Below are 25484 nucleotides of genomic sequence, written 5' to 3'. Positions count from 1 at the left end.
TATATCTGCAATACAAAGGCGCTTTTTTTCAGTAAACTAGCCAGCACTGTCTTTTAGTCTGAGTTCGGTCGTTATGCGTTTTTCAATCCAAACTGCCTCGTTACGCCAGCTGGTCTTGCTCAGTTTCTTTTTAGCATTGATCCCGGTGGGGGTGCTGCTGTGGCAAAGTAATAAATCGCTCAGTGGCGTCAGTTCATTCGCGATTACCTCGGCCGAGCGCTCGGTATCCTATGTACGCCAATCGGAAAGTATGCAAAGTGTAGTGATTGATATCGAACGAGCCGTGCGGCAATACGGTGTGGTGCGCACCGAGGCGATCCGCAGAGTGGCTTTAACGAATATCGAGAATCAGCAGCAATTACTGCAACAGGTTTGTCAGGATTTACCACAACTGAATTTATGCGCCGAGCAAGAAGCCGCTTTAGAAGCGCTGCGCCAACGTCTGAGTGAAGAATTCATCAATACGCCTGAAAGCTTAATGCAGCAAATTCGCCAACAGCAGCAGCGGATCACTCAGCAAATTTGGGATCTGTTAGAACGGCAGTTGTCTGAACAGCAGCAATTTGTCACGCACACCCAGCAACAACTTGCTTGGCAAACCTTTGCTTTGGTGCTGCTGACCTTGCTGCTGGTGCTGTGGAGCTCTAACCGTATTACGGCACCGGTGAAAAAGCTTGATCGGATGATCCGTGCCATTGGCCAACCCAAGCATCAATTTCCCGATGAAAAACTGCGCGGCCCTCGTGAATTAACCGAACTGGGCGAGCAATTACGTTGGCTAAGTTCACGTTTACAACAGTTAGAAGCGCTGCGACTGATTTTACTGCGCCATGCTTCTCATGAACTAAAAACGCCCCTGTCGAGTATTCGTGAAGGTTGCGCTTTGCTAACTGAGCAATTGGTTGGCCCATTAACACCACAACAATTAGAAGTGGTGACCCTGCTAAATGGCAGTGCTGATCGACTCAGCGTGTTAACTGAACAATTGCTCGATTACAATCGATTATTGCAACAAGCTCAACCAGAGTGGGCTTGGCAAACACCGCAACAATTATTGCAAGCTTGTTTTAATGATCATGCGTTATCGCTGCAGCAGCGTCAGCAACAAGTGAAACTCGATTGCCAGCTGAATACGCTTTATACCGATGCCACCTTGTTCCGACGCATATTAGATAATTTGATCAATAACGCTCAAGCTTACGGCGCTGAAAGTAGCCCCGTTTGGGTAAAATTGTATCGGCAAGACGATATGATCTTGTTAGAAGTGGCGAATAATGGCGCACCCATTCCGGTGGCACTGCGCGAAAAGTTGTTTGAACCCTTTCAACGTGGCACCACGCCACGTTTCGACTCGGTACAAGGCTCTGGCTTAGGCCTGTCTATAGTTGCCGATTGTGCTCGTTTGTTAGGGGGCCACGCGGATATCGTCGATGTTGTGTACGCGGATGTGTGTATCCGTGTTCACTTGCCGTTTTTAGGAGAAAAACCGCTATGAAGAATGCAGTGCTACTGCTGATGTTGCTGACACTGGCTGGGTGTCAATTAACAACCTTACCAGAGTTACCCAGCACCACTACATCGGTAGAGCCAGAACCTGAAGCTGTGCCAGCCCTCGTTGAACCTGAGCCTGAAATCGTTTTTGAATTGGCCTTAAATGATTCTGCCACCAGTTTGCAAGCGTGGTTGGATTACAAGCAGCAAATCCTAAGCGATCCGATGCCCGAGCGTGCACGATTACGCAGTCTACCAGAGTTGGATAAGTTGGCTCAATTTCAGCAAGCTCTGCTTAATTTGCATCCTGATATGCCTCATGTCACGCGCTTTCGAGTGCAAACACATTTAGCAGAATTATTATCGTCTTTGCCACCTCGCCTTGCCGCGTTGTTTAGCTGGGAGCTAACGTTTAATCAAAAGTTATTAGAGGCCGAATCTGCCGTCAGTGCAGTGACCCGTTTGAATGCGCAACAACAAGATATGATCGATAGGGTCCAAAAAACTAATCGTGAACTGCAAAAGAAAATCGATGCTTTAACGCAAATCGAGGCAGAGTTGAATCAGCAACCACTGCCTGAGAATGGCAATGGAGCAAACCATGGCTAAAGATAATCCACGTTTATTATTGGTCGATGATGATCCGAGTTTATTGCGCTTATTAACCTTACGTTTAGAAGGTGAAGGCTACCAGGTTTTAAATGCCGATTGTGCTGAAATGGCATTAAGTATGTTAACCAAGCAAACAGTTGATGTGGTGCTAAGCGATTTACGCATGCCTGGTTTAGATGGCATGAGTTTATTTGATGAAATTGCCAAGCGCTATAAAGGTTTGCCTGTGGTGTTAATGACCGCACATGGTTCTATTCCAGAAGCGGTAGCGGCTACACAGCGCGGCGTTTTTGGCTTCCTCACTAAACCGCTCAATCCGGTTGAGTTACGGGAGGTGTTACAGCGGGCTTTAAATCAGTCGTTACCCGAGCAAGCGCAGTGGCGTGCCGCTATTATTACTCGCAGTAAACTGATGCAAGACTTGCTGGAGCAAGCCTATCGTGTCGCTCAGCGTGATGTTAGCGTGTTAATTACCGGTGCCAGCGGAACCGGTAAAGAGTTGTTAGCCAATGCTATCCATCAGGCCAGCCCACGTGGCAGTAAACCCTTTGTTGCGATTAACTGCGGGGCCTTACCCGAGCATTTGTTAGAGTCAGAGTTATTTGGTCACAGTAAAGGGGCTTTTACTGGGGCGGTGACGGAGCACTTGGGCTTATTTCGTGAAGCGGATGGCGGTACTTTATTTTTAGATGAAATTGGTGATATGCCGGTGGCGCTTCAAGTGAAGCTGCTACGCGCGTTGCAAGAGCGACAAATTCGCCCGGTTGGCAGTGCTAAAACGATCCCGATTAATGTACGCGTGCTATCGGCCACGCATCGCGATTTACAGCAAGCGATGGCTGAAGGTCAATTCCGAGAAGATTTATACTATCGTTTAAATGTGGTAAACCTACAATTACCGGGCTTAGAGCAGCGAGCAGAAGATATTCCGTTATTAGCTAGGCATGTACTGCAACAAAGCGCCGATCGGCATCACGTGAAAGTGACACGTTTTTCAGACGATGCGCTGCAAATTCTCGCCACCGCCAAATGGCCGGGAAATGTCAGACAGTTAGTTAACGTGGTGGAGCAATGCGTAGCTTTAACGCAAAGCCCGATTATTAGCGCTGCGTTAGTTGAGCAAGCGCTATCACAAAACACCAGTTACTGGCCGACGCTGACGGAAGCGCGTGATCAATTTGAGCGGCAATATTTGACGCGAGTGCTGCAAATGACCGAAGGTAATGTGACCCGTGCCGCCGATTTAGCCGGACGCAACAGAACCGATTTTTATAAATTATTGAAAAAACACGAGCTCAGTGCACAACAGATCACTGAGCAGCAAGACGAGCAAGAATGAAAGCTTAAACGACGTTGAGGATGTTATGACTGCGATTACCCCACCTGATGCCCATTTGGTTGAGGAGGCTGAAGATCCTACCTTAATCCGTGCCAAAATTATTGCCGAAACGGCGCGTATCAGTTGGCTCGAGTTGCAAAAGTTTTATGCTGCGGGCAATGTGATCAGCGTGGAGCCAGTTGCTGATTTAATTGAAGTAGCTTTTGCTTTTAGTCAGGATAATAAAGCACAAGTTGCCGATTGGTTAAGTCAGGGCAGTATTGGTCGCACCACAGAGCAACAAGCGCAGCAATGGTATCAGGCAAAAACGGAGCTTTGGGCAGTTGTGATTTCGCCGTGGATCTTAGTGCAAGACAAACCTTTAACAGAGCAACTAAACTAAGTTGTGACACACATATATGGGAGTGCTTGCCATGGATAACGCATACAAAACAGTAAAATGCTCACAAATTACCTTATCGCAGCTGATGTTGCCTTCCCATTCTAACTTTAGCGGGAAAATTCACGGCGGTTACTTGTTGTCGTTAATGGACCAAATTGCTTTTGCTTGTGGCTCCAAGTTTAGCGGTAAATATTGCGTCACCGCATCGGTAGATCGCGTCGATTTTCTTAATCCTATTGAAGTGGGTGAGTTAGTCACACTAAACGCCTCCGTCAATTATGTGGGCGCGAGCTCGATGGTGGTGGGGATCCGAGTTGATGCCCAAAATATTCAAACCGGGCTGGTTAAGCATTGTAATTCGTCGTACTTCACGATGATTGCCAAAGACAGCGACACGGGTAAACCCGTCCGAGTGCCACGGCTGCAATTAAAAAGTGAAGAAGAGATTATGCGCTATTTAAAAGCCGCGGAGCGAATTAGCTTACGTAAACAACGTACTGCGTCGGCGGTGCCTTTTGATGGTGATGTCACACAAGCCATTAGGCATATTGAGCAACACCATGATGCCAAGGTGTCGCTGACGGCGGATGCCGTCAGCTTATAACGTGTTAGTAACCTGCTGCTTGACCATCTTTGCGTGATTCAGAGGCGCCAATCCACACGCCGTTGGCATGATCACGCATAATAGCTTGATAGCCGCCATAGCCACCTAAGCCCCAGCGGATGTCATGGCCGCGTTGCTGTAACTCGCGCACGGTTTCAAAGGGTACTCCGCGTTCAACCTCTATATAACCGCCATTTTTCAGGTAAGCGTCTTGGCCATCTGTTGGCTCGGTACTTCCTAAATGCTGCCAGCGGGCGGCATCACCCGCTTCTTGTAGGTTCATGCCATAGTCGACCATATTCACCAAGATTTGCACATGGCCTTGCGGTTGCATCGCACCACCCATAACACCGTAGCTCATTAATGGCTTATTATCTTTGGTGATAAAGGCCGGGATAATGGTATTAAAAGGTCTTTTGCCCGGTTGATAAGCGTTGGCGTGCTGTTTATCCATAGAGAATAACTGGCCGCGATCTTGAAAGATAAAACCCAAGCCTGGTACGGTAACGCCTGAACCCATGCCGCGGTAATTACTTTGAATAAGCGACACCATATTGCCGTCTTTGTCTGCCGTGGTCATGTAGATAGTATCGCCTTCATACAGATTCGGGTTACCCGCATCAACCCGTTGTGCGGCGCGCTCACCAATCAGTTTTGCCCGCTCTTTGCCGTAGGCTTCTGAGATCAGGCCGGCAATTGGTGATTGATTAAAATCCATATCGGCATAAAACTTCGCACGATCTTCAAACGCCAACTTTTTCGCTTCCACCATTAAGTGAATACTTTCTGCGCTGTTAAAACCCAGCTTGGCTAAATCAAAGTTTTTTAGAATTTGCAGCATTTGTAAGGCCGCAATCCCTTGGCCATTGGGTGGTAATTCCCACAGCGTATAGCCTTTGTAATCAACACCTACCGGCTCAACCCAATCTGAACGATGTTTGGCAAAATCGTCATAGCGTAAGTAGCCGCCGTTTTGTTGCATAAAGCTGTCAATTTTGCGGGTGATCTCACCACGATAAAAAGCATCGCGGCCATGTTTAGCAATGGCTTTTAAAGTGTTGGCTAAAGCAGGGTTTTTAAAAATTTCGCCTTTGGCTGGCGCGCGGCCATTAATAGTATAAGTGCCGCTAAAATCCCCCGGTTGTTTACTTAAAATCGGCACGCTGCGATCCCAGTAATAAGCAATGAGCTCAGTAACGGGGAAGCCTTTTTCGGCATATTGGATGGTAGGCTGCAGAATTTTCGGCATCGATAATTTGCCAAATTTTTGATGCATTTCAAACCAGCCATCAACCGCACCAGGCACACTGATCGGCAACATACCATGTGGCGGTAAATCTTGGCGGCCCAGCTTATCCAGCTCGGCTTTTAAGGTATCGTAACTCAGCCCCATCGGTGAACGGCCAGAGGCGTTTAAACCGTGCAAACGGCCAGTTTTCGCATCCCAGATAATGGCGTATAAGTCACCACCAATACCATTGCCGGTTGGTTCCATTAAACCCAGTGCAGCGTTAGCGGCAATAGCTGCATCAATGGCATTACCCCCTTGCTTCATTATATCGAGGGCGATTTGTGTGGCTAACGGATGGCTGGTTGCGGCCATCGCTTCGGTTGCGATCACTTCTGAGCGGCTGGCAAAGTCTTTGCCCGTGATCCGATCAAAGGCTTGCAGCGGCATGCAAATTAACACGCTGAGACACAACAGGGGGATTTTATAGTTCATTTAATGGCTCCGTTGGTTGCTAGTACCAAGCTAACTTACGGGGGATTGTCGCCTCTGGCTAGTGGCTTTCGACCAATTGCCCCCCGTTAACGCTAAGGCGTGGGCAGTAAATGCGAGTTTAACGCGGCTTGCTCTATTGTTGTCAGCTTACTGGCGCGTTGTTGTGTATAATCGAACTTCACCATAACGGCAGTGCCGGATGCGCATTTTTGGCCGTTTTGCCAAGCCTCTTGATAAATATCAAAGGAACTACCGCCGATACGGCTGATCCAAGTTCGTAGCTCGACAGGGGCGTTATAGTGCGTTTGGGCATGGTAATTAATGTGAATGCTGGCGATAATCAACGTCCAACGTTTGACGTCTAAATCCGGAGTGAAAATGCGAAAAACGCCTTGGCGGCCGCTTTCAAACCAGGTTGCAAATACCGTGTTATTTATATGGCCCAGCGCATCGGTTTCTGAGAAGCGGGGCTGCAAAGTTTCAGTAAACATAGTCAGGATTGCCTAAATGACCGATTTTATCGAAGTATACGATAATGCGCTAAGCCCGGCTCTTTGCCAACAGTTGATCCGTGCTTTTGACAAAAGCCCACATAAACAAGCGGGTCGAACCGGCTCTGGCGTAGATACCAGTAAAAAAATCAGTACTGACTTATATTTAAATCAATATCCTGAGTATCAACAACTACTGCAGCAAGTAATACAGAGCACTTCGCATTATGCGCATGAGTATTTTAAAAAATACCATTTTGCCTTGATTGCCCCGGTTGGGATTACTACGCAAGATCCCATCACTCAGCAACCGCAGCCGGTAAACCATGATAATTTTGGCCAGTTTAGCCAAGAGCAAACTTTTGGTTTTATGCGTACCTTGTATCGGTTAGGGCCGATCCAAGCGCAAAAATATCAACAGGCAAAAGGCAACTATAACTATTGGCATTGCGAGGTATACCCACAACTGCCAGATAACGAGCCGTTGCATCGCACGTTATTATTTATGTTTTATTTAAATGATGTGGCAGAAGGCGGTCAAACCGAGTTTTTTTATCAGCAGAAATCTATTCAACCGCAACAGGGCCGCATGGTGATTGCACCGGCTTACTTCACGCATACGCACCGCGGTTGCACGCCGGTATCGAACGACAAATATATCCTCACCAGTTGGATCTTGTTTAACCGGGCAGAGCAATTATACGCCGCGCCCACTCTATAATTTAGCAATGCTTACGCAAATCTAAATGATAATAATTGTCATTGGTATTAATGGGTGCTATTCTTGCGCCCACTTTACTTGTTGAACCATTATTAAATTAGATAGGTTGCTATGAAATATCTGAATTATCATCCAATTGCTGCTGCCATTTTATGCTCATTCGCTGCTGCGAGTACTCAAGCCGAAACCGCTGAAGTGACCAGCCCTGATCAACAAGCCAGTAAAATTATGCCGGCTATCGAAGTGTTGAAAATCAAAGGCCAACAGCAGAGCCATGTGTTTGATGAAACCGGCTCGGTTATCTTGATTGACCGCAAGCAAATAGAGCAAGTACAACCCTTATCTACCGAAGACGTGCTGCGTCGCGTGCCAGGCATTAACCTTAAAAGCGAAGAAGAAACTGCCATTGTTGCTAACTTTGGTATGCGCGGTTTGTCGGCCAGTGAGTCAAAATCGTTATTATTAGAAGACGGTGTGCCAGTGGCACCGGGTTTATTTATTGGTAACGATCGCTATTTTAACACCCGTATTCAGCGAGTAGAGTCGGTCGAAGTGTTAAAAGGTTCGGCCTCATTACGTTATGGCCCTTCTACCATCGGCGGCGTAGTGAACTACATCACCAAAAATCCGGATGATGGCGTACAGTTATCTGCGCGTGTTGGCTCGTTCAATATGCAAGAAGTGAATGTAGAGGCGGGCGCCACTAACGCCGCTGAAGATGCTTTTGCGGGTATTGTTGCCACGCAAGCGAGCAGCGACGGCTTTATGGATAAAGGCTATGACATGTCAGATGTGATGGTCAAAGCCGGTATTGCTTTAAGTGACACGCAAAAAGTCGGGCTGAAGTTTGCTTATCATGAAAACGACGCCAATATTTCCTATCGTGGTATTTTTTTAGACGCTTTTGAAAATGGCGAACGTTATAACGCTGCACCTGATGATTGGTATTTAACTGATCGAACGGCATTTGATTTAAACCATGAATTGCTGCTTAGCGACACTACTAAACTCAACACCCTCGTGTATTGGAGTGATATTACTCGCGATTACTGGCGTTATGATGTTAATACGGCGGCGTCTAATGCTGCTGGCCGTTGGGTGTATGCGGATACCTTAACCGGCAATAACCGCAGCTTCGAACGTGTTGGTATTGAAAGCCGTTTAAGCTTTGATCAAGACTTCATGGGCGCCGCTGCCGCGACGGAGTTTGGCTTACGTTTAATGAAAGAAGAGGCCGATGATAATCGCATCCGTGCAACGCGTTTGTCGGATCGCTCAGGTGTTAACGACCGGCATATTATTGATTCTGCCACCAGTATTGCTGCTTATGCGCAAAGCCGTATCCAGTTAACCGGCGCTTTAGCCGTGACCCCAGGCTTACGTGTAGAGTCCTACGAGCAAAAACGTGTGGTGTTAACCGATAACGGTGCAACGGCCAAAACCAGCAATACGGAGTTTTTACCAGGTGTCGGTGCTACTTATGAGTTAACCCCAGCCAGCCAGTTATATGGTGGTGTGTACCGTGCGTTTTCGCCGGCATCTAATGGTGTGGCGTTAGATGGTTTGGCTGATCAATTGTTAGATGGTGAGCAATCGACGAATTACGAGGTTGGCATACGTGGTAATGCGGGTGAGTTGAATTATGAAGCCGCCGCGTTTTACATGGACTTCACTAATCAAGTGGTTACCGGTAACAGTAACCCGAATTTATCCCAGTCGAACGCCGGTGCCACTAAGCATGCAGGGATGGAGTTGGTACTCGGCTATAACCTTGGTGCGGGGTTTCGGATCGACAGTAATGCAACCTGGGTGCCAACGTCTGAGTTTGAAACAGGAGATTTTGCAGGTAATCGCTTACCTTATGCGCCTAAGTTACTCGCTAATATGGCATTGAGCTACAACATTGAAGCCGTAAGCTTGAGTTTATCGGCACATCACCGTGGTGAACAATATGGTGATGCCAGTAACCAAGTGGCGATTCCATCGACTGCGGCAGGCGGCATTTGGGGAGGCTTGTTACCGGCTTACACGGTGTATGATTTGTTTGCGCAGTATCAGGTATTTGAAGGCTTTACCGTTTTTGGTTCAGTGAAAAACCTGACAGATAAAGACTACATTACTGGTTTACGCCAAGGTATTTATGTCGGCACTGAACGCTCTGTTGAAGCGGGCTTTCGTTATCGGTTCTAAGCAGGCCGCTGCTTATTAGAAAAACCCGCCGTGATTCGGTGATTCGGTGATGCCGATCAGTTAAACACTAAACTGATCGGTGTTACTGAGATATAGCGGGTTTTTTATTGCTTAATACTCACCCGCTTTTACATTGGTAGTAGCACACTTAGTGCGCAGCACGGATCATCTTTAAATGTGGAATATCATCTTCTAGATAAGGCTCACTGGCAGCAGCAAAACCGAGATCTTGATAAAAGCGTTGTAAATAGCACTGCGCTGAAATATGCACATCTGTATCAGGCCATAAGTTGGCGACTTCCGCTAATGTTCTTTCGACTAAGATTTTACCTAAACCCAATCGGCGTGCGGTTTGAGAAATGCACACGCGACCAATACCTGGAAAGCCTTTAAAGCTGACATCTGGCGCTAAAATACGTGAGTAAGCGATCACTTTGTCGCCTTTTTTCAACATCACATGGCGTGTTTGCGGGTGTAAATCTTTATCGTCCAATTCTGGATAAGGACAGTTCTGCTCCACGACAAAGACATCTACTCGCAGTTGCAGTAATGAATAAAGTGTCAGGGTGTCTAATTCAGCGAAGGTAAGGACCTGCCATTGCATGCTGTAAACCTCTTTTTCTATCGAAACTGCACTATATCAGAGCAAGCTAGTGGGTTGCTACGGCCGAACGACAGGGAATGCTGCAATTTTACTAACGGGTTTGGCAGAAATGCCTGCATTTAATGCCATAAAATCAACATGGTGCCCACAACGGTGCATAAAGCACCTAACCATGCCCCCCAAGCCGGTGTGCGTTTATACACTAACCATAACATTGGCAGTACTAACACCGGGCTAATCGATGACAGCATCGCCACCATGCCGGCATCACCGTATTTTAGGGCCTGCAAAATCAAGGTCATGCCCAGCACCATCGATAAGCTGGCATTGATAATCACTAACCATAAAATGCGTGCAGTCATCGGCAAATGGCTACGCGCTACCTGAAAACCGAGTAAAAAAATCAGCAGATGTAATAGAAAACCGCTGCTCATGCGCACCGCTGAAGCGGCAATCGCATCAATAGCGCTTAGCATCAGTGGTTTTAGCATTAAGGTGGAAACTGCTTGGCAAAATGCCGCCAGCAAGCCTAAGGCTATGCCACTGGCTAAACCATATTGATTGGTTTCCCAGATGTGTTGCTCTGCGCGACGTTTACCAAATAAAATTGCAATCATCACGCCACCCATCAGCATACTGCTGCCAATCAAGGTTAACCCCCAGAGGGTCTCACCAAGCCAAAAGTAAGCGAGTACCACAGAAAATAACGCATGGGTAGCGAACAATACACCGGCACGGCGCGGGCCTAAGCGATTCATCGCGGCAAACAGTGCGGTATCGCCAATCACAATACCAATGACACCGGAAACCGTTAACAGCAAGATGCTATCACTGTCTAATGTGCGCCAACCCTCGGTAAGGAGCGAAATGCCCCAAAGCAACAGCATCGCCACCAGCATGCGATAGCGATTAAAGGCAAAGGCACCCAGATGCGTTGCGGCTTGCGCCGACAATAAACTGCCAAAGGCCCAGCAAGCCGCGGCAAGCAGCGCCAGATATTCAAAACTCACGCTGCGCTGCGCTTAAAAAATATTGGATGATAGGTAGCGATCTCCGCGATCGCAAATAATCGCAACCACTATTGAGCCGGGATTTTGTTCAGCGATTTGCAAAGCCGCGAATACCGAGCCTCCTGAGCTGACACCGGCGAAAATGCCTTCTTCTTTGGCCAGGCGCCGCATAGTATCCAGTGCGGCGTCTTGTGCAATATCGATCACTTGATCAACACGTTCGGCTTGAAAAAAGCCCGGCAGGTATTCAGCCGGCCAACGACGGATCCCCGGAATACTAGCGCCTTCGGCGGGCTGCAAACCAATGATTTGAATCGCTGGGTTTTGTTCTTTTAAATAACGCGAAGTGCCCATGATGGTACCGGTAGTGCCCATGCTGGAAACGAAATGGGTTATTTTGCCCTCGGTTTGCTGCCAAAGCTCAGGCCCCGTGCTGTGGTAATGCGCAGCAGGGTTATCCGTATTGTTAAATTGATCTAAGACGATACCTTTGCCATCAGCTTGCATTTGCATGGCCAAATCGCGCGCACCTTCCATGCCTTGTTCTTTACTGACTAAAATCAATTCTGCGCCATAGGCTCGCATAGAGGCTTTACGCTCTTCAGTGGCATTGGCGGGCATAATAAGGGTCATTGGATAGCCTTTGATGGCAGCCGCCATGGCCAAAGCAATACCGGTATTGCCACTGGTCGCTTCAATAATACGCTGCCCAGGCTGAATAGTGCCACGGCGCTCGGCCTCTGCAATCATATTCATCGCCGGGCGATCTTTCACTGAACCGGCAGGGTTATTGCCTTCGAGCTTACATAACACCACGCTTTGCGTGTGACTGGCCATACGTTGCAAGCGCACCAATGGCGTATTGCCAACATAGGCTTCGATGGTAGGAAAGGTCATAAGTTGCTCTCTTTAGATTGCGCGGTTAAGCGCATTAAATTATCACAAATCACGGCAGCGGCGATGCCAACATTTAACGATTCTGCGTTACCAAAGGCCGGAATAGTGATTTGACGATTGACCCAGCGGCCAACGTCTTGGCTAATACCGTTGGCTTCATTGCCCAGTACGATATAGCCCCCTAAGCTGTTTAAGCTTAATTGATGGATGGACTCACCACCCAAATAGGCGCCATAAATGGGTTGCTGGGCGTGGCTTAATACTTCTGTTAATGGCAAATAGTGCAGTTGTACCCGTAAAAAAGAGCCTTTAGCCGCCGCAATCACTTTGGGGTTAAAGCAGTCGGCCGTGTCAGGTGAACAGACAATATGACGAATACCATACCAGTCGGCAATGCGAATAATGCTGCCCAGATTACCTGGATCATTAATGTTATCGAGCACCAAGGTCCAGCTAGTGGCTGTCGGGCTAAAAGCAGGCCATTGCGGCATTGCCACCACTGCCAAGGCCGCGTCATTACTACTAAAAGTGCCACATTTTACCAGCTCATCACTACTACATGCTTGCAGGAGTTGTGCTGCTTTAATGGCCTGTGGTTGTGTCGCAATAAAGCGTTCAGTGGCAAAAAGTGCACGCACTGTCCAACCTGAGGCAAGTACTTCTAATACCGCTTTTTCACCTTCGACAAAAAACAGTTGCTCGGCTTTACGGTGTTTTTTTAGCTGAAGCGATTTAATTAGCTTCGCCCATTTAATGCTTATCATATTGCCGGCTATAGTGATTTAACATTTGGCTATTTTAACCAGACTTTACCGTGCTGTCTGAAAATATGTCAGTTATTTTGAACTTTCACCCTTGACTGTTAGCCTTATTGTCACCAATTATAAAGTGCATGCGGAGTGATTGTGAGCTGCACTGGTAGTGACAACACACCGTTTTCAAAAGGAGTAGCCTATGCAAGTACAGATAAACAGTGACCGGCATATTCAGGCCGATGAACGTTTGGCCGAGTTTACCCGTGATACGTTAAACAGCAAATTAAGCCGTTTTGCCGATCACATTACTCGGGTTGAAGTGCATTTAAGTGATGAGAACAGCAGCATTAAGCGTGATGGCCATGATAAACGCTGCTTGTTAGAGGCTCGATTAGAAGGTGTTGAACCTGTTGCCGTAACCGAACATGCTGCAACGGTTGGCCAAGCCGTAACGGGCGCTGCCGATAAGCTACAACGTAAGTTAGCTTCGATTGTCGGTAAATTACGTGATAAACATAACCGCAAAGCGAGCCCAGATTTCTCTGAACTCGAAGAAGTTATCGAAGAATAAACTGCCTTAAGCTATTTGCGCTGCGGCTTTCGCCAGCAGCGCCATCCATAGCCGCGTTAATCGCGGCTTTTTACTGGGTTATTTTTTATAACGTTGTTTGCCGTGGATCCACGTTTCTAAAGTAGTGGTTTGCCACAGTTCCGTCGCCGGTACGTTAAAAATATCCCGATCAACTAAAATAAAATCGGCCCAACTGCCCGGTTGTAAATGTCCCATTTTATCTTCTTGAAACGCACCATAGGCCGCATCAACGGTAAAGGAGCGCAATGCCTCCACCAAGGTGAGGCGTTGCTCTGGCATCCAACCGCCTTCAGGCTGATTTTGTTGGTCTTGCCTTGTTACTGAGGCATGTAAACCATGAAACGGGTTGGCCAATTCCACAGGGAAATCTGAACCACCAACAATGATACTGCCTTGGTCGATAAAGGTTCGCCATGCATAAGCACCGCGTAAACGTGCCACACCTAAGCGATCACCGGCCATATTCATATCTGACGTGGCGTGCACTGCTTGCATAGCTGGTAACACATGTAAAGCTTTAAAGCGCGGAATGTCTTTGGGTGAAACAATTTGCGCATGTTCAATCCGATGCCGCGCTTTAGCTAAATCAGCCAGCGGGCTGAGTTGTTCAAAGCGATCTAATGCTAAACGATTAGCGCGATCGCCAATGGCATGCACATTAGCCTGAAAGCCAGCGCCAATGGTTAAACGCATAATTTCGGTTAGGGCATCGGGCTGTGTTACTAACAACCCTTGTTGGCCTGCACGGTCACTGTAGTCGCTAAGTAACGCTGCGCCACGGCTGCCCAGGGCACCGTCACCATAAATTTTTACCGACCGAATATCTAACCAGTCAGTGCTGTCATCCATAATACCTTTTTTAAACCAATCGGCGAGTTGCGGATCTTTGGCCGACAGCATCGGATAGATACGCACACCGAGTTGTTGCTGTTGTTGCAACTGCTGATACAAGGCAGCTAGCTCTGAGCTTACGCCAGCATCATGTACTGAGGTGATCCCTAAGGCTAATAAGTGGGCGAAAGCTTTGTCTAGCGCTGCTTGTTTATCTTCGTTGGTTGGCGCAGGGATCTTACTTTGTACTAAGCCCATGGCATTATCAATTAATACGCCGGTGGGTTCGCCATTGGCATCGCGAATAATTTCACCGCCAGGAGGGTCGATGGTATCTTTCGTGATCCCCGCCAAGGCCAGTGCCTTACTGTTGACCCAAGCCGCATGCGCATCAACGCGAACCAAATAAACCGGTCTGTCAGCGACCATTTCATCTAAACTGGTTTTGCTTGGGAAGGCTTTGCTATCCCAAAGCACTTGATTCCAACCTCGGCCCATTACCCATTGTTGTTTTGGGTTACTTTGCGCGAATGCCGCGACACTGGCAGCCGATTGTTTTTCACTGCTAATGCCACGTAAATCGGCTTGATTAAGGTAATCGCCTAAGCCGAGGACATGGCCATGACCATCAATTAGGCCTGGGAGTATCGTTTTACCTTGGCCATCCCATTGCGTCGCTTGGGCATACTGTTGGCGTAAGGTGCTATCACCCCGCGCTAACACTTGCCCCGTTTCGTTATCAAACACTAAGGTTTGGAATTTGACTAATTGTCGTTGCTCATCAAAGCCATAGCCATGGATGTTATGAAGTACCACTGGGGCGGCACTAAGCGACAAACTGCAAAGGCAGCTGAGAAGTGCGACGGTTTTACGCAGCATAACGATACCTGTAAGTTGAGGAAAATTCCGTCAGACTATATCAGCTCTCTGTCGATTCGGGCAGATGCTTGCGATAACATGCAACAAACTCGCTATTATATCTGTTAAACAGCGCTAAAGTGGGGATGCAAAACGTTGACTGATGGCATAGAATGATTTTTTTCAGTGCCGCTGCGAGCCTTCGCGGTGATGCCTTGCTAAGTGAATGCCGCAGCCACATTCACCTTCCTCAACCGATAAGAAAGAATGCAAAATGGTTAATAACTTCATCAATGATTTTCGGCGTCGAGTGCCGGCCTTGCATCAACGCCTTATGTTAGGTTGTTTGCTGGGCTTGAGTGTCTTGCTGGTGTTACCAAAACCACAGGAAACACAGCCGAGTGGCATGGGCGTATTACCGCTTATGCTGGGGATGGGCTTACAATATGCCCCGCAAAATGTCGAACTACTGCCGTTAGAGCAAGCGTTAAGTTGGGTACATCAACAACTGCAAACCGAGCCGGTTGAAGATCCCTTTGTAAAAGTGTACCAGATATCGCGTGGCGATAGTTTAAGCCGTATTTTTGCGCGTTATAACCTCAGTTACCAAACGGTTCAGCAGGTAATGGCCTCTGATGAATCCTTGCTGGCGCTTGACGTGCTGCACCCGGGTAATCGACTGACCTTACAGTTAGATGATGTTGGTGAGTTACAAAGCATGGAGCTGTATATTCATGCCGGTAAAAAAGTGGTGTATCAACGGGTCGCTGCAGATGAGTTTGCTTATCAAGAAATCGTGGATGACGGCGTGTGGCAAAGCAATATTCTGGTGGGTGAAGTATACGGCAGCTTTTATGTCTCTGCGCAGCGTGCGGGTTTAAGCGATGCTGATATCTATAACATTAATCAACTGTTTAAAGAGCGCTTGAATTTTTCGCGTGACATCCAAGCCGGCGCCCAGTTTCAAGTGCTGCGCAGTGAAAACTTCGTGGGTGAAGAAAGTACTGGGCAAAGCCGCATTGAAGGCATTCGTATTTTGAATCGTCGGCAAACCCTCAGCGCCTTTATGCATGAAGATGGCCAATATTATGATGCAAATGGCGACAGTTTAGAGCGTGCGTTCTCGCGCTACCCGCTACAAAAGCAACAGCGTATCAGCTCGCATTTTAACCCGCGCCGCTTACATCCGATCACGCAACGTGTGTCACCGCACAATGGTACAGACTTCCCGTTACCAGTTGGTTCGCCGGTGTTAGCCCCGGCAGATGGCGTGGTCACTCGGATTGAAAACCATCCTTATGCGGGTAAATATATTGAGATCCAGCATTTTGGTAATTACAAAACCCGTTACTTACATTTAAGCCGCTTTAATGTGCAGCGCGGGCAGCGGGTTACCCGTGGTCAACGTATTGCCTTATCGGGTAATACTGGCCGCTCTACAGGGCCGCATTTACATTACGAACTGCATATCAATAACCGGCCCGTGAATCCGATGACGGCGCATATTCCATTAGCAAAGCCGGTATCTGCTGAATCCAGAGCCAGCTTTGCTAAGCGAGTGAAGCAATTGACGGCACAAATGGAACAGCAAAGCTTATTGGCGAAAAATGCAGCCAGTAGCACGCTAGAGGATAACGCAGAATAAGTTTAACGCGTTGTTAAGCTGCATAAAAAAAGCCGGTGAAGTTTGCTTCACCGGCTTTTTTAATGGCGTTAAGCTTAAAGCGCTATCGGCAGATTAATATTTCGCAGCTTGGCCAGTCGTGGGTAATGATTGCAGAATAAACTCGCGTAAATCATCGTTTGATTTCTTTAAGTCTTCACTGCGCAGATACATCATATGGCCACTACGATAGCCTTTGAAACTTAAACGGTCTTTCATTTTGCCGCTGGGATCTAGCTGCCACATATTATATTTAGCGTCGAAGTAGTTGGTGGCGCCATCATAATAACCCGATTGCGTTAACACCCGTAAGTAGGGGTTTTGCGCCATGGCTTGACGAAGATTTTCGCCAGTATTGTCATTACTGCTATCCCAAGGCCGTACATCGCCGAACATATTGTATTTAATGTCGGTTTTGTAATTTAACTCGGTACGCAGGTAATGATTAATTGCTGGGGTAAATGAATGTAACCATGAGGTAAGCTCTGCCCAATAGTCAGGGCGCTCGCCAATATCGCTTTTATCAAGGCCAAGATAGCGTGAGTCTAAGCGTCCTACCGTTTGACCGCGATCACGTAATAGCTCTTTCCAAAAATACGCTGTGCTGATATCCAAATTGGCCCGCAGCACATTTTGTACACTGATACCCGAGTAGCGGCTGACTAAACCAGCAATACGCTGTTTTTCCGCATCGGCTAAGGAATTGCCACGCGCCAAAGCCGGTAGATACTCATTTAAAGTGAAGTTTTCCACTTCAGGCAAAATATCGTACAAATCTTTTTGCTGTAAATCGCTGGCCAGTGCTTGATGATACCACGCAGCTGCAGCGAAATAGGGTAGGCGGTTGGCTGCTTTAACCGGGCCTTGGCGTTCAATACCGATATCGGTAGGCGAAACCAAAATCACGCCGTTTAAATACATCCACTCGTTATTTTGTAAGGCTAACGCCAAGCCCGAAACCCGCGTAGTGCCATAGCTTTCACCAATTAAAAATTTCGGTGAGGGCCAGCGCTCATAGCGATTAACAAAGGTATTTACCCAAGCCGCTAAATAACGAATGTCGGCATTGACGCCAAAGAACATTTTTTGTTGTTGCTCGCGCGATGGCATTTTGCCGTCAGGGCCAGGTAGCACACGAGAGAAGCCCGTGTTTACCGGGTTTACAAACACGATGTCGGCCACATCCAGCACCGAGTGCGGGTTGGCTTTGACGCCATAAGGCTGGATTGGGAAGCCTTCGTCGTCAATCACTAACGATTTTGGGCCGGTGTAAGCGATATGCATCCAAACCGATGCCGAGCCTGGCCCGCCATTAAAGGAGATCAGTAACGGTCGTTTAGTATTATCTTTAATATCGGTGCGTTGATAATACGTATAAAACAGCGTGGCCGTAGGATGACCATTATCGTCCCAAACAGGTTGGGTGCCGGTATGGGCTTTATAGTTTACGCGTTGGCCATTAATTTCCGTGCGATGCTCGGTAACAATGGCGTTGTCTATATCAATGCTAATTTGCTCAGCTTGCAGTGAAACACTCAGTGTTAACCCCAGTGTTAGACACAACAGGCTGATATAACGTATTGCTTGCATAGTGATTTCTCGTGTTGCGTTAAAAACGGACAGCTTCAATTCACCATAGCGCTAATTTTGCTGAAAACGAAGTGAGTTGCGATTGGTTACGGATTTTCAGGATAGGTGGTGCACCGTGAACGAAATACACATTGCTAATGCAAAGCATTCTTAATTGTATATCAATGATATACATGATTTTTTTGCCTGTTTGATGGCTTTGTACTATGCTGTACCACTAAATGCATTTAGCAGGAGTGAGTTATGCAAGGTGATTCTCAGGTACTGAGCAAATTGAATGAAGTACTGACGGCAGAACTGACCTCAATCAATCAATATTTTTTACATGCCCGCATCTATAAAAATTGGGGCTTAAAGGCCTTAGACGAGGTTTGCTACAAAAAATCGATTAAAGATATGAAGCAGGCCGATAAATTGATTGAGCGGATCTTAATGCTAGAGGGCTTGCCTAATTTACAAGCGCTGGGCAAATTGCGGATCGGTGAAGACACGCCAGAAATGCTGCAATGCGACGAGGCTTTTCAGTTAGAGCAACTGCCACTGTTAAAGCAAAGCATCGCCCTGTGTGAAAGTTTACAAGATTATGTCAGCCGCGACTTATTGACTGACATCTTAGAATACGAAGAAAGTCATTTAGATTGGTTAGAAACGCAGCAGCACCAAATTAGCGCGCTGGGTTTACCGAATTATCTACAAGCGCAATTAGGAGGTGAGTAATGCAAGGTAGTCCAAAAGTCATCAGTGCGTTAAACACTTTACTGGCCAATGAATTAGCCGCTATGGATCAATATTTTATTCATTCTCGGATGTATGATGATTGGGGCCTGAGTAAGCTGTTTGCTCGCATCGATCATGAGTTTGACGATGAAAAAGGCCATGCTGCCGCGCTGATTGAACGTATTTTATTCTTGGGCGGTGTGCCGGATATGACAAAGCGTGATGCTATTCATGTCGGGCAAGATGTGCCGAGCATGCTGCAAAACGACTTAAACGTTGAATACACCGTGCAGAAGTTATTAAAACAAACCATGGCGTTGTGTGAGCAAGAGCAAGATTACGTCAGCCGCGATATGTTACAACAACTGCTAGATGATACTGAGACCGATCACGCGCATTGGTTAGAGCAACAATTGCGCTTAATCAAAATGCTGGGCTTACCTAATTATCTACAAGCTCAACTATAAGCGTTATATTACTGCGCGAGTCATCGCGATCCGCGCAGCCTTTCTTCAGTTTTTATGCCTTTCTTGTTATTGCCACTTCTATAGCCTGCTGCGCCGCTCTTTATGTGTCAGTTAACGTACTGTTTTTGTTTTCTTGTACGTTTTATCGTGGAGACTTTGCGCTGAGCCTTGGCTTGGTAGTTCGAACATTAACCGCGCTTTATCGTAAAACCTCGACCACACAACGCACTTAGCGAAATCGCGTATTGTGATAATATCACTATTGCAGTATATTGTTACGATATAACATTTAATTTATCGCGTTGCTCTGAGAGGACCCAATGAACCAGAAAAGTGCTTTGGCGCTATTAATTGCCGCCAGTTTAGCCTCCACTTCCGCCTTCGCTAACACGATCAGTGGGAAAATCGTCGACAGCAAGGGTAAGCCCTTAGCGAATGCCAGCTTAAATGTAGCTGGCAGTGCCAGTAAAACGGTTTCAGATGAAAATGGACAGTTTTTGCTCACGGATGTGCCGGTTAATCAAGTTGAAGTGCACTTTTCAGCGCGCCGTTATGGTCACAGTAATGCCCAATTTACTGTGCCTGCTAGCGGTTTAACCGATGTGACCTTAGTGCTACAAGCGAGCTCAATTGAAATCATCGACGTCACCATCAGCCCATTACACGCTTCTATTATTGAATCTTCATTGCCCATCAGTGTGTTAGCGGGTGACAAATTAAAAATGCAGCAAGCCACTACCTTGGGCGATACGCTTAGTAAGCAAGTGGGTGTGCATTCAACGTTTCAAGGTGGCGTGGCCAGTAGCCCGATTATTCGCGGTTTAGATGGTCCACGTGTTTTAATTATGCAAAACGGTTTAGATGCGGGTGATGCTTCGCGCGTTGGCCCAGATCACAGTGTCGCCACTGAAGCGAGTACCGCCAAGCAAATTGAAGTATTGCGTGGGCCCGCAACCTTATTTTACGGCAGCGGTGCTATTGGTGGTGTGGTTAACGTGGTAGATGAACGCGTACCAAGCAACAGCACACCGCGTGCAGAGTGGATAACCGAGTTACAAAGCGTGGATTCGGCCAAGTTGGTGGCGGGAAATATGGTTACTGGCAACAGTGATTATGCGGTGTATTTGGATGGTTTTTGGCGTGATAGCATTAATTACCGTACCCCAGGCGATTGGCAAGGTGAATTAGACGATCATTCTGACCATGATCATGATGAAGCCGTACACGATGAGGCAGAGCATGATGAGCATAGCACTAAGCGTATCGCCAATACCTTTAGTACCAGTAAAGGCTTTACCTTAGGCGGCAGCAAATTGCTGGAAAATGGTTTTGTAGGTATAGCTTACGGTCGCTTAGAACGCGATTTTGGCATGCCAGGCCACAGCCATGGTGATGAAGAAGAGTTAACCCAAGCCGAGAAAACCCAAGATCGCGTGCAGTTGCAAAGCGAGCTGTATTTTAATGATCATTGGATAAGACAGTTTAATAGTCGTTTGGCCTTTACCGACTATCAGCATGCCGAAATAGAAAACGGTGAGGTGGGCACGGTTTTTACTAATAAAAGTCAAGAAGCTCGTTTCGAGTTACTGCACCGGCCATGGTTTGACTGGAAGGGTGGTTTGAGCCTGCATTATAAATTAAGTGATTTCGGCGCGGTTGGTGAAGAGGCCTTTTCGCCTGCATCAGAGACTCGCACGCTGGGTTTAGGTTGGATGACCGAGCGGCACTTTGGCCCAGTTTTATTACAGTTAGGAGCGCGTGTTGAGCAAGTCAGACTGGATGCCGCTGAAGTAAAATTAGTTGATATAGAATTACATGGCGATGAAGCCGAGCATGCAGGTGAAGAGCATGGTGCTGAGATTGCCGATTTTGCTTTTGCTGAGCGCTATAATCCATTTAGCGTGTCGGCCGGTTTAGTGTGGGATTTCCAAGAAGGTTATAATGTTGGCCTGTCGTTCTCGCATGCTGAGCGCGCACCAAGCGCTGCTGAATTACTTTCGTTTGGGCCACACCTTGGCACACGTAGTTACGAAGTCGGTGCTTTGTTCCAATTAAATGAAGATCGCGATGGCTTTGAATTAAATGCAGCCACACAAGGGCTAGAGCGTTCACGCAATTTAGATTTAACGCTACGTAAGTTCCATGGCAATGTTGGCTGGGTGCTCAACGCCTTTTATAACCGCGTGGATAACTACTATTATGCTGGTAACACCGGTTTATATGCTGAGTTTGCGCATGAAGGTGAAGAGCCAGAGGCGGAGCATGATCACGCCGATGAATTGCCGGTTTATCTGTATACAACCGATACCGTTACGTTGCATGGCTTTGAAGGCCAAGTGAATTGGCAGTTAGATGAGTTTTATCATTTAACTGTGCAAGCCGATTATATTCGCGCTCGTTTACGTAGTGGCGGTGAATTACCGCGCACGCCGCCGCTGCGCCTGATGACTGAACTTGCCTATCAAGGTGAACAGTTCGATGCCGACTTCAGCATTAGCCGTTATTTTAAGCAAGATAATACCGCTACCTTAGAAGAGGCGACACCGGGATACACTATGGTTGATGCCAGTGTTAGCTATCGCTTTAACTGGGGGCAACAAGCTTTAGTGGCCTATGTAAAAGCACAAAATATCACGGACGAATTAGCACTGGTGCACACCTCGTTTCTAAGAGATGTTACACCGCTACCCGGTCGTAATTTTGCTGTAGGCCTTCTCGGCAGCTTCTAGAGCCTCAGCAGGGCTTTTAAGAAAAAATGGCAGCATCGCGCTGCCATTTTTTATTGGGTACGCGCCATCATTCACACACTCCACCGACCACACTCTGAGACAGATCCGACCACACTCAGACACCGGTTAGACCAGTCTCTGAGACAGGTTTGACCACACTCCGGTACAGGTCAGACCATACTCAGAGACGTTTGGTTTATTTGTTTGCTATTTGGTTATGCTTGTTCTACATTATTTTTACATTTTTCAGTGAGGGAATTAATGATGAAAAAACTTTTAGTGATTAGCGCGGTAGCACTGGCGGTGATGACAGGCTGTGCCCAACAAAGCACCTCTATAGATGTGACAACCATGCAACAAGCGGCAGCAGCCATAGTGGTGAGTCCGAACGATCAGCGGCAATATAAAACGCTGACCTTGCCCAATAAGTTGGCAGTAGTGTTAGTTTCTGATCCGGCGTCCGAAAAATCTGCCGTGTCGCTCAGTGTCGGCGCGGGTATGTTACAAGATCCAATGTCACAGCAAGGTTTAGCGCATTATTTAGAGCATATGCTGTTTATGGGAACCGAGCGTTATCCTGATCCTGCTGAGTACGCCGGTTTTATGAGCCTGCATAACGGTGCTTATAATGCTTACACTTGGTTAGATATTACAAACTACATGTTTGAAATTAATAACAATGTATATGACGAAGCCTTAGATCGTTTTTCAGATTTCTTCAAATCTCCGAAGTTTTACCCTGAGTACTCAGACAAAGAACGCAATGCCGTGAATGCTGAGCAGTCGATGCGTCGTGAAATGGATTTCCTCGGTCAATTTGAATTGATGCGCCGGATGTTTGGTGATCACCCTTCAAATCGTTTTTTGGCCGGTAGCTTAGAGAGTTTAAGCGATAAACCTGACAGTAAATTGCATGATGAGATGCTGCAATATTATCAGCGCTATTATTCGGCCAATAATATGAAGTTAGCCATGATCAGCAATTTACCGTTAGCTGAAATGGAGTTGCTGGCGTTAAAGCATTTTGCCGCTATTGAAAATAAAGACATTGCCATTCCCAGCGTGACAGCACCCATAGATAACCGTTTATTTGGTGCTAAGCGTATTCATTATGTGCCAAATCAGGATATCAAACAGCTACGCCTCGACTTTACCATTCGGGCCAATTTAGAAAAATACGCGGTAAAACCCAATGAATTTATTAGTTACTTACTGGGATCAGAAATGCCGGGTACGGCAGCGGCACAGTTGAAAGCGGCTGGGCTTATTTCCAGCATGAACGTGTCGGCGACCCCAGATTTTTATGGTAATTACGGCAGCCTAACGATTGATCTAAGCCTGACCGATGCCGGTATGCAGCAACGCGAGGCGATTACCGCGGTAGTGATGCAGTACTTAGCCTTAATTAAAGAGCAAGGTGTTGATAGTAAATACTTTAATGAAATTAAAACCAGCCTGAGTAACCAATTTCAGTTTTTAGAAAAAACCGATGGTTTTGGTTATGCTTCACAGTTAACCGCCTCGATGTTGAAACTGCCAGTCAAAGATGTGGTCGCCGCACCCTATTTATATGAACGCTTTGATGCCGCAGCGATAGAAGAGGTATTAGCGCAACTCACCCCAGAAAACTTGCGTTTGTGGTATATCAGTAAGCAAGAGCCACACGATAGCGAGCTGGTGCGGCATGTCGGTAAATATAAAATTGTTGATATTAGTGCAGAAGAGCAAGCGGCGTGGCAGCAACCGATAGTGGCGCTGAACTTACCGCAAGTGAACCGCTTGTTGCCAGAAAGCTTCGCCATTAAAACGCCCATCGAGCAGCAAAAACCCACCTTAGTGCACGAGCAAGCCGGCATTAAAGCGTGGTTATACCCCAGTAAAGTATTTGCCGACCAACCTAAAGGTCGCTTAGATATTGTGTTAAACAGCCCGGCGGCGCAAAACAGTGTGCAGGCAAAAGTTGCCTTTGCCTTATGGCGCGATCTCTACAATTTGGCGCAAAGTGCCTTAGCGACTGAGGCGCAGGCTGCGGGTATTAGCATGTGGCTGAATGATGGTAATGGCTTAACACTAAATTTAGATGGTTTTACCGATAAGCAACCTGAGTTATTAGAGCAAGTGTTAGCGGGGTTAACACCGGCGATAACCGAAGAAGGGTTTGCCCAAGCGGTTGATCGCTATGTGCGAGGTATTGCTAACCAGACGCGGCAAGTGCCGTTTCGCCAAGCGTTTTGGGCTTTTAACAGTCTCTATCGTGGCGGTAACTATAACCCTGAGCAACTGATAGCCGCCGCTAAGCAAATGACGTTAGCAGATTTACAACAGGTGATCAGCAACACACTGCTGAACAACGAAGTACGGGTGTTTGCCTTTGGTAACTATGATAAACAAGAGGTAGTGGCTTTAGTCAGTAAGCTGCAAGCGGCTTTACCTGCAGCACGGCAATCCACCGCATACACACAAAGCCCATTTTGGCAGCCAACGCCGGGTAAAAGCATCGTGTTGCAGCGCGATATTGATGTAACCGACGTTGCGCTTATCGATATGCATGTCCATCCCACTAAAGGTATGGCACAGCGTGCTGCAGCCAGCGTGTTAGCATCGCACTTTAGCAATCAAGCCTTTGATAAGCTACGTACCGAAGAGCAACTGGCTTATGCGGTGGGCGGCACGGCAATTGACCTAGATGAATACACTGGTTTTGGTTTGTATATTCAAACACCGGTAAAAGGTCCGGCCGATATGCAGCAACGCTTTGACGAGTTTAAGCAGCAATACTGGCTTAGCTTACAACAGGTAACGCCTGAGCAATTTGCGCAATTAAAACAAAGTTTATTGCTAAGCTTGAATGAGCCGCCGAAGAATCTGTTTGAGGAAATGCAGCCACTTGTCAGTGATTGGTACCGTGAGCGTTTTGAGTTTGATAGCAAAGCGAAACTGATTGCCGCGGTAGAGCAGGTGAATTTGGATGACGTCAAAGCCTTTTATCAGCAAACGTTATTAAACCCTGATGCCGCACGTATTTCGGTGCAAATGCGTGGCACCAGCTTTAAAGATAAGCCTTTTGCTACCTTGCCTAATCAGCAAGTGGTGAACGATTTAGCGGAGTTCCAAAAAACCATGCCGAAGCAATAAGCTTATTTAGCGACAAAAAGAGAGGGCAGCCTGCTAAGGCTGCCTTTTTGATCATGCGGGAACTGCACAGTGCTAGGCTAAGG

Annotated in this window: 21 protein-coding genes; 13 read left to right on the top strand and 8 right to left on the bottom strand. The window is 47.1% G+C overall.

The genetic code is table 11. The annotated features are described in order from the left end of the window. Positions 1–73: 73 nt before the first annotated feature. From ORJ01_RS06195 to ORJ01_RS06175, 5 genes are read left to right on the top strand one after another with little or no spacing between them, the layout of a single operon-like run. A complete protein-coding gene (locus ORJ01_RS06195) occupies positions 74–1495 on the top strand; it encodes a HAMP domain-containing sensor histidine kinase (protein ID WP_306177301.1) in 1422 nt (473 codons plus the stop codon). Beyond that, a complete protein-coding gene (locus ORJ01_RS06190) occupies positions 1492–2100 on the top strand; it encodes a hypothetical protein (RefSeq protein ID WP_306177300.1) in 609 nt (202 codons plus the stop codon). The genes ORJ01_RS06195 and ORJ01_RS06190 overlap by 4 nt, the downstream gene beginning before the upstream one ends. After that, entirely contained in the window at positions 2093–3442 is a 1350-nt protein-coding gene (locus tag ORJ01_RS06185; protein ID WP_229584703.1) for a sigma 54-interacting transcriptional regulator, read from the top strand. The genes ORJ01_RS06190 and ORJ01_RS06185 overlap by 8 nt, the downstream gene beginning before the upstream one ends. 25 nt (positions 3443–3467) lie before the next feature. Next, on the top strand, positions 3468–3824 hold the full coding sequence (locus ORJ01_RS06180; RefSeq protein ID WP_306177299.1) for a DUF2288 domain-containing protein: 357 nt from the start codon (positions 3468–3470) through the stop codon (positions 3822–3824). Between the two features lie 31 nt (positions 3825–3855). Further along, positions 3856–4428 carry an acyl-CoA thioesterase gene (locus ORJ01_RS06175; RefSeq protein ID WP_226750414.1) on the top strand — a complete coding sequence of 191 codons (573 nt, stop codon included), beginning with the start codon at positions 3856–3858 and terminating at the stop codon, positions 4426–4428. 4 nt (positions 4429–4432) lie between these two features. On the opposite strand, the gene ggt is transcribed toward ORJ01_RS06175, so the two are convergent. Both ggt and ORJ01_RS06165 read right to left on the bottom strand, forming a co-directional pair. Further along, positions 4433–6151: a gamma-glutamyltransferase gene (gene ggt / locus ORJ01_RS06170; protein WP_371930711.1), complete on the bottom strand. Its 1719-nt coding sequence runs from the start codon at positions 6149–6151 to the stop codon at positions 4433–4435. 92 nt (positions 6152–6243) lie between these two features. Beyond that, positions 6244–6642 carry a thioesterase family protein gene (locus ORJ01_RS06165; RefSeq protein ID WP_226750413.1) on the bottom strand — a complete coding sequence of 133 codons (399 nt, stop codon included), beginning with the start codon at positions 6640–6642 and terminating at the stop codon, positions 6244–6246. A 16-nt stretch (positions 6643–6658) separates the two neighbouring features. On the opposite strand from ORJ01_RS06165, the gene ORJ01_RS06160 reads away from it, so the two are divergent. After that, a complete protein-coding gene (locus tag ORJ01_RS06160; protein ID WP_226750412.1) occupies positions 6659–7363 on the top strand; it encodes a 2OG-Fe(II) oxygenase in 705 nt (234 codons plus the stop codon). A 111-nt stretch (positions 7364–7474) separates the two neighbouring features. Continuing rightward, positions 7475–9553 (top strand): TonB-dependent receptor domain-containing protein, encoded by a 2079-nt coding sequence (locus tag ORJ01_RS06155; RefSeq protein ID WP_306177298.1) that lies wholly within the window; start codon positions 7475–7477, stop codon positions 9551–9553. A 148-nt stretch (positions 9554–9701) separates the two neighbouring features. On the opposite strand, the gene ORJ01_RS06150 is transcribed toward ORJ01_RS06155, so the two are convergent. The 4 genes from ORJ01_RS06150 to ORJ01_RS06135 all read right to left on the bottom strand — a co-directional run bounded on the left by ORJ01_RS06150 (position 9702) and on the right by ORJ01_RS06135 (position 12828). Further along, positions 9702–10157 (bottom strand): GNAT family N-acetyltransferase, encoded by a 456-nt coding sequence (locus tag ORJ01_RS06150; protein WP_226750410.1) that lies wholly within the window; start codon positions 10155–10157, stop codon positions 9702–9704. Positions 10158–10276: 119 nt separating this feature from the next. Then, positions 10277–11167, bottom strand: a complete 891-nt coding sequence (locus ORJ01_RS06145; protein WP_306177297.1) for a DMT family transporter — start codon at positions 11165–11167, stop codon at positions 10277–10279. Between the two features lie 12 nt (positions 11168–11179). Continuing rightward, positions 11180–12064: a cysteine synthase CysM gene (gene cysM, locus ORJ01_RS06140; RefSeq protein ID WP_226750408.1), complete on the bottom strand. Its 885-nt coding sequence runs from the start codon at positions 12062–12064 to the stop codon at positions 11180–11182. Next, positions 12061–12828, bottom strand: coding sequence for an RNA methyltransferase (locus ORJ01_RS06135; RefSeq protein WP_306177296.1), 768 nt, complete (start codon positions 12826–12828; stop codon positions 12061–12063). Before ORJ01_RS06135 ends, cysM begins: the two co-directional genes overlap by 4 nt. Before the next feature lie 190 nt (positions 12829–13018). On the opposite strand from ORJ01_RS06135, the gene ORJ01_RS06130 reads away from it, so the two are divergent. Further along, positions 13019–13390, top strand: coding sequence for an HPF/RaiA family ribosome-associated protein (locus ORJ01_RS06130; protein WP_226750406.1), 372 nt, complete (start codon positions 13019–13021; stop codon positions 13388–13390). A 78-nt stretch (positions 13391–13468) separates the two neighbouring features. On the opposite strand, the gene ORJ01_RS06125 is transcribed toward ORJ01_RS06130, so the two are convergent. Further along, a complete protein-coding gene (locus tag ORJ01_RS06125; protein WP_306177295.1) occupies positions 13469–15121 on the bottom strand; it encodes an amidohydrolase in 1653 nt (550 codons plus the stop codon). 253 nt (positions 15122–15374) lie between these two features. Here ORJ01_RS06125 and ORJ01_RS06120 point away from each other — a divergent pair, with 253 nt between their 5' ends. Next, the gene (locus ORJ01_RS06120) at positions 15375–16745 is read left to right on the top strand and encodes a peptidoglycan DD-metalloendopeptidase family protein (protein ID WP_306177294.1); all 1371 of its coding nucleotides are present in this window, start codon (positions 15375–15377) and stop codon (positions 16743–16745) included. 93 nt (positions 16746–16838) lie between these two features. Here the strand turns inward: ORJ01_RS06120 and ORJ01_RS06115 are convergent, their stop codons facing one another. After that, on the bottom strand, positions 16839–18353 hold the full coding sequence (locus ORJ01_RS06115; protein ID WP_226750403.1) for a S10 family peptidase: 1515 nt from the start codon (positions 18351–18353) through the stop codon (positions 16839–16841). Between the two features lie 243 nt (positions 18354–18596). Between ORJ01_RS06115 and bfr (ORJ01_RS06110) the strand changes: the two genes are divergently transcribed. From bfr (ORJ01_RS06110) to ORJ01_RS06095, 4 genes are all read left to right on the top strand, one after another. Then, entirely contained in the window at positions 18597–19070 is a 474-nt protein-coding gene (gene bfr, locus ORJ01_RS06110; protein WP_226750402.1) for a bacterioferritin, read from the top strand. Next, positions 19070–19537: a bacterioferritin gene (gene bfr / locus ORJ01_RS06105; protein ID WP_226750401.1), complete on the top strand. Its 468-nt coding sequence runs from the start codon at positions 19070–19072 to the stop codon at positions 19535–19537. The genes bfr (ORJ01_RS06110) and bfr (ORJ01_RS06105) overlap by 1 nt, the downstream gene beginning before the upstream one ends. 320 nt (positions 19538–19857) lie before the next feature. After that, on the top strand, positions 19858–22266 hold the full coding sequence (locus tag ORJ01_RS06100; protein ID WP_306177293.1) for a TonB-dependent receptor domain-containing protein: 2409 nt from the start codon (positions 19858–19860) through the stop codon (positions 22264–22266). Positions 22267–22530: 264 nt separating this feature from the next. Continuing rightward, on the top strand, positions 22531–25401 hold the full coding sequence (locus ORJ01_RS06095) for an insulinase family protein (protein ID WP_306177535.1): 2871 nt from the start codon (positions 22531–22533) through the stop codon (positions 25399–25401). Positions 25402–25484 lie beyond the last annotated feature (83 nt).

Source organism: Alishewanella sp. SMS8, assembly GCF_030737935.1.
In the GTDB taxonomy this organism is placed as follows: Bacteria; Pseudomonadota; Gammaproteobacteria; order Enterobacterales; family Alteromonadaceae; genus Alishewanella; species Alishewanella maricola.
The sequence above is the reverse complement of the archived record's forward strand: the minus strand, read 5'-3'. Positions and strand labels throughout refer to the sequence as shown.

What these genes read in the sequence shown, in the direction of transcription:
- ORJ01_RS06195 (WP_306177301.1), top strand. Translation starts at nt 74, where the DNA reads ATGCGTTTTTCAATCCAAACTGCCTCGTTACGCCAGCTGGTCTTGCTC.
- ORJ01_RS06190 (WP_306177300.1), top strand. Translation starts at nt 1,492, where the DNA reads ATGAAGAATGCAGTGCTACTGCTGATGTTGCTGACACTGGCTGGGTGT.
- ORJ01_RS06185 (WP_229584703.1), top strand. Translation starts at nt 2,093, where the DNA reads ATGGCTAAAGATAATCCACGTTTATTATTGGTCGATGATGATCCGAGT.
- ORJ01_RS06180 (WP_306177299.1), top strand. Translation starts at nt 3,468, where the DNA reads ATGACTGCGATTACCCCACCTGATGCCCATTTGGTTGAGGAGGCTGAA.
- ORJ01_RS06175 (WP_226750414.1), top strand. Translation starts at nt 3,856, where the DNA reads ATGGATAACGCATACAAAACAGTAAAATGCTCACAAATTACCTTATCG.
- ggt (WP_371930711.1), bottom strand. Translation starts at nt 6,151, where the DNA reads ATGAACTATAAAATCCCCCTGTTGTGTCTCAGCGTGTTAATTTGCATG.
- ORJ01_RS06165 (WP_226750413.1), bottom strand. Translation starts at nt 6,642, where the DNA reads ATGTTTACTGAAACTTTGCAGCCCCGCTTCTCAGAAACCGATGCGCTG.
- ORJ01_RS06160 (WP_226750412.1), top strand. Translation starts at nt 6,659, where the DNA reads ATGACCGATTTTATCGAAGTATACGATAATGCGCTAAGCCCGGCTCTT.
- ORJ01_RS06155 (WP_306177298.1), top strand. Translation starts at nt 7,475, where the DNA reads ATGAAATATCTGAATTATCATCCAATTGCTGCTGCCATTTTATGCTCA.
- ORJ01_RS06150 (WP_226750410.1), bottom strand. Translation starts at nt 10,157, where the DNA reads ATGCAATGGCAGGTCCTTACCTTCGCTGAATTAGACACCCTGACACTT.
- cysM (WP_226750408.1), bottom strand. Translation starts at nt 12,064, where the DNA reads ATGACCTTTCCTACCATCGAAGCCTATGTTGGCAATACGCCATTGGTG.
- ORJ01_RS06135 (WP_306177296.1), bottom strand. Translation starts at nt 12,828, where the DNA reads ATGATAAGCATTAAATGGGCGAAGCTAATTAAATCGCTTCAGCTAAAA.
- ORJ01_RS06130 (WP_226750406.1), top strand. Translation starts at nt 13,019, where the DNA reads ATGCAAGTACAGATAAACAGTGACCGGCATATTCAGGCCGATGAACGT.
- ORJ01_RS06125 (WP_306177295.1), bottom strand. Translation starts at nt 15,121, where the DNA reads ATGCTGCGTAAAACCGTCGCACTTCTCAGCTGCCTTTGCAGTTTGTCG.
- ORJ01_RS06120 (WP_306177294.1), top strand. Translation starts at nt 15,375, where the DNA reads ATGGTTAATAACTTCATCAATGATTTTCGGCGTCGAGTGCCGGCCTTG.
- ORJ01_RS06115 (WP_226750403.1), bottom strand. Translation starts at nt 18,353, where the DNA reads ATGCAAGCAATACGTTATATCAGCCTGTTGTGTCTAACACTGGGGTTA.
- bfr (WP_226750402.1), top strand. Translation starts at nt 18,597, where the DNA reads ATGCAAGGTGATTCTCAGGTACTGAGCAAATTGAATGAAGTACTGACG.
- bfr (WP_226750401.1), top strand. Translation starts at nt 19,070, where the DNA reads ATGCAAGGTAGTCCAAAAGTCATCAGTGCGTTAAACACTTTACTGGCC.
- ORJ01_RS06100 (WP_306177293.1), top strand. Translation starts at nt 19,858, where the DNA reads ATGAACCAGAAAAGTGCTTTGGCGCTATTAATTGCCGCCAGTTTAGCC.
- ORJ01_RS06095 (WP_306177535.1), top strand. Translation starts at nt 22,531, where the DNA reads ATGAAAAAACTTTTAGTGATTAGCGCGGTAGCACTGGCGGTGATGACA.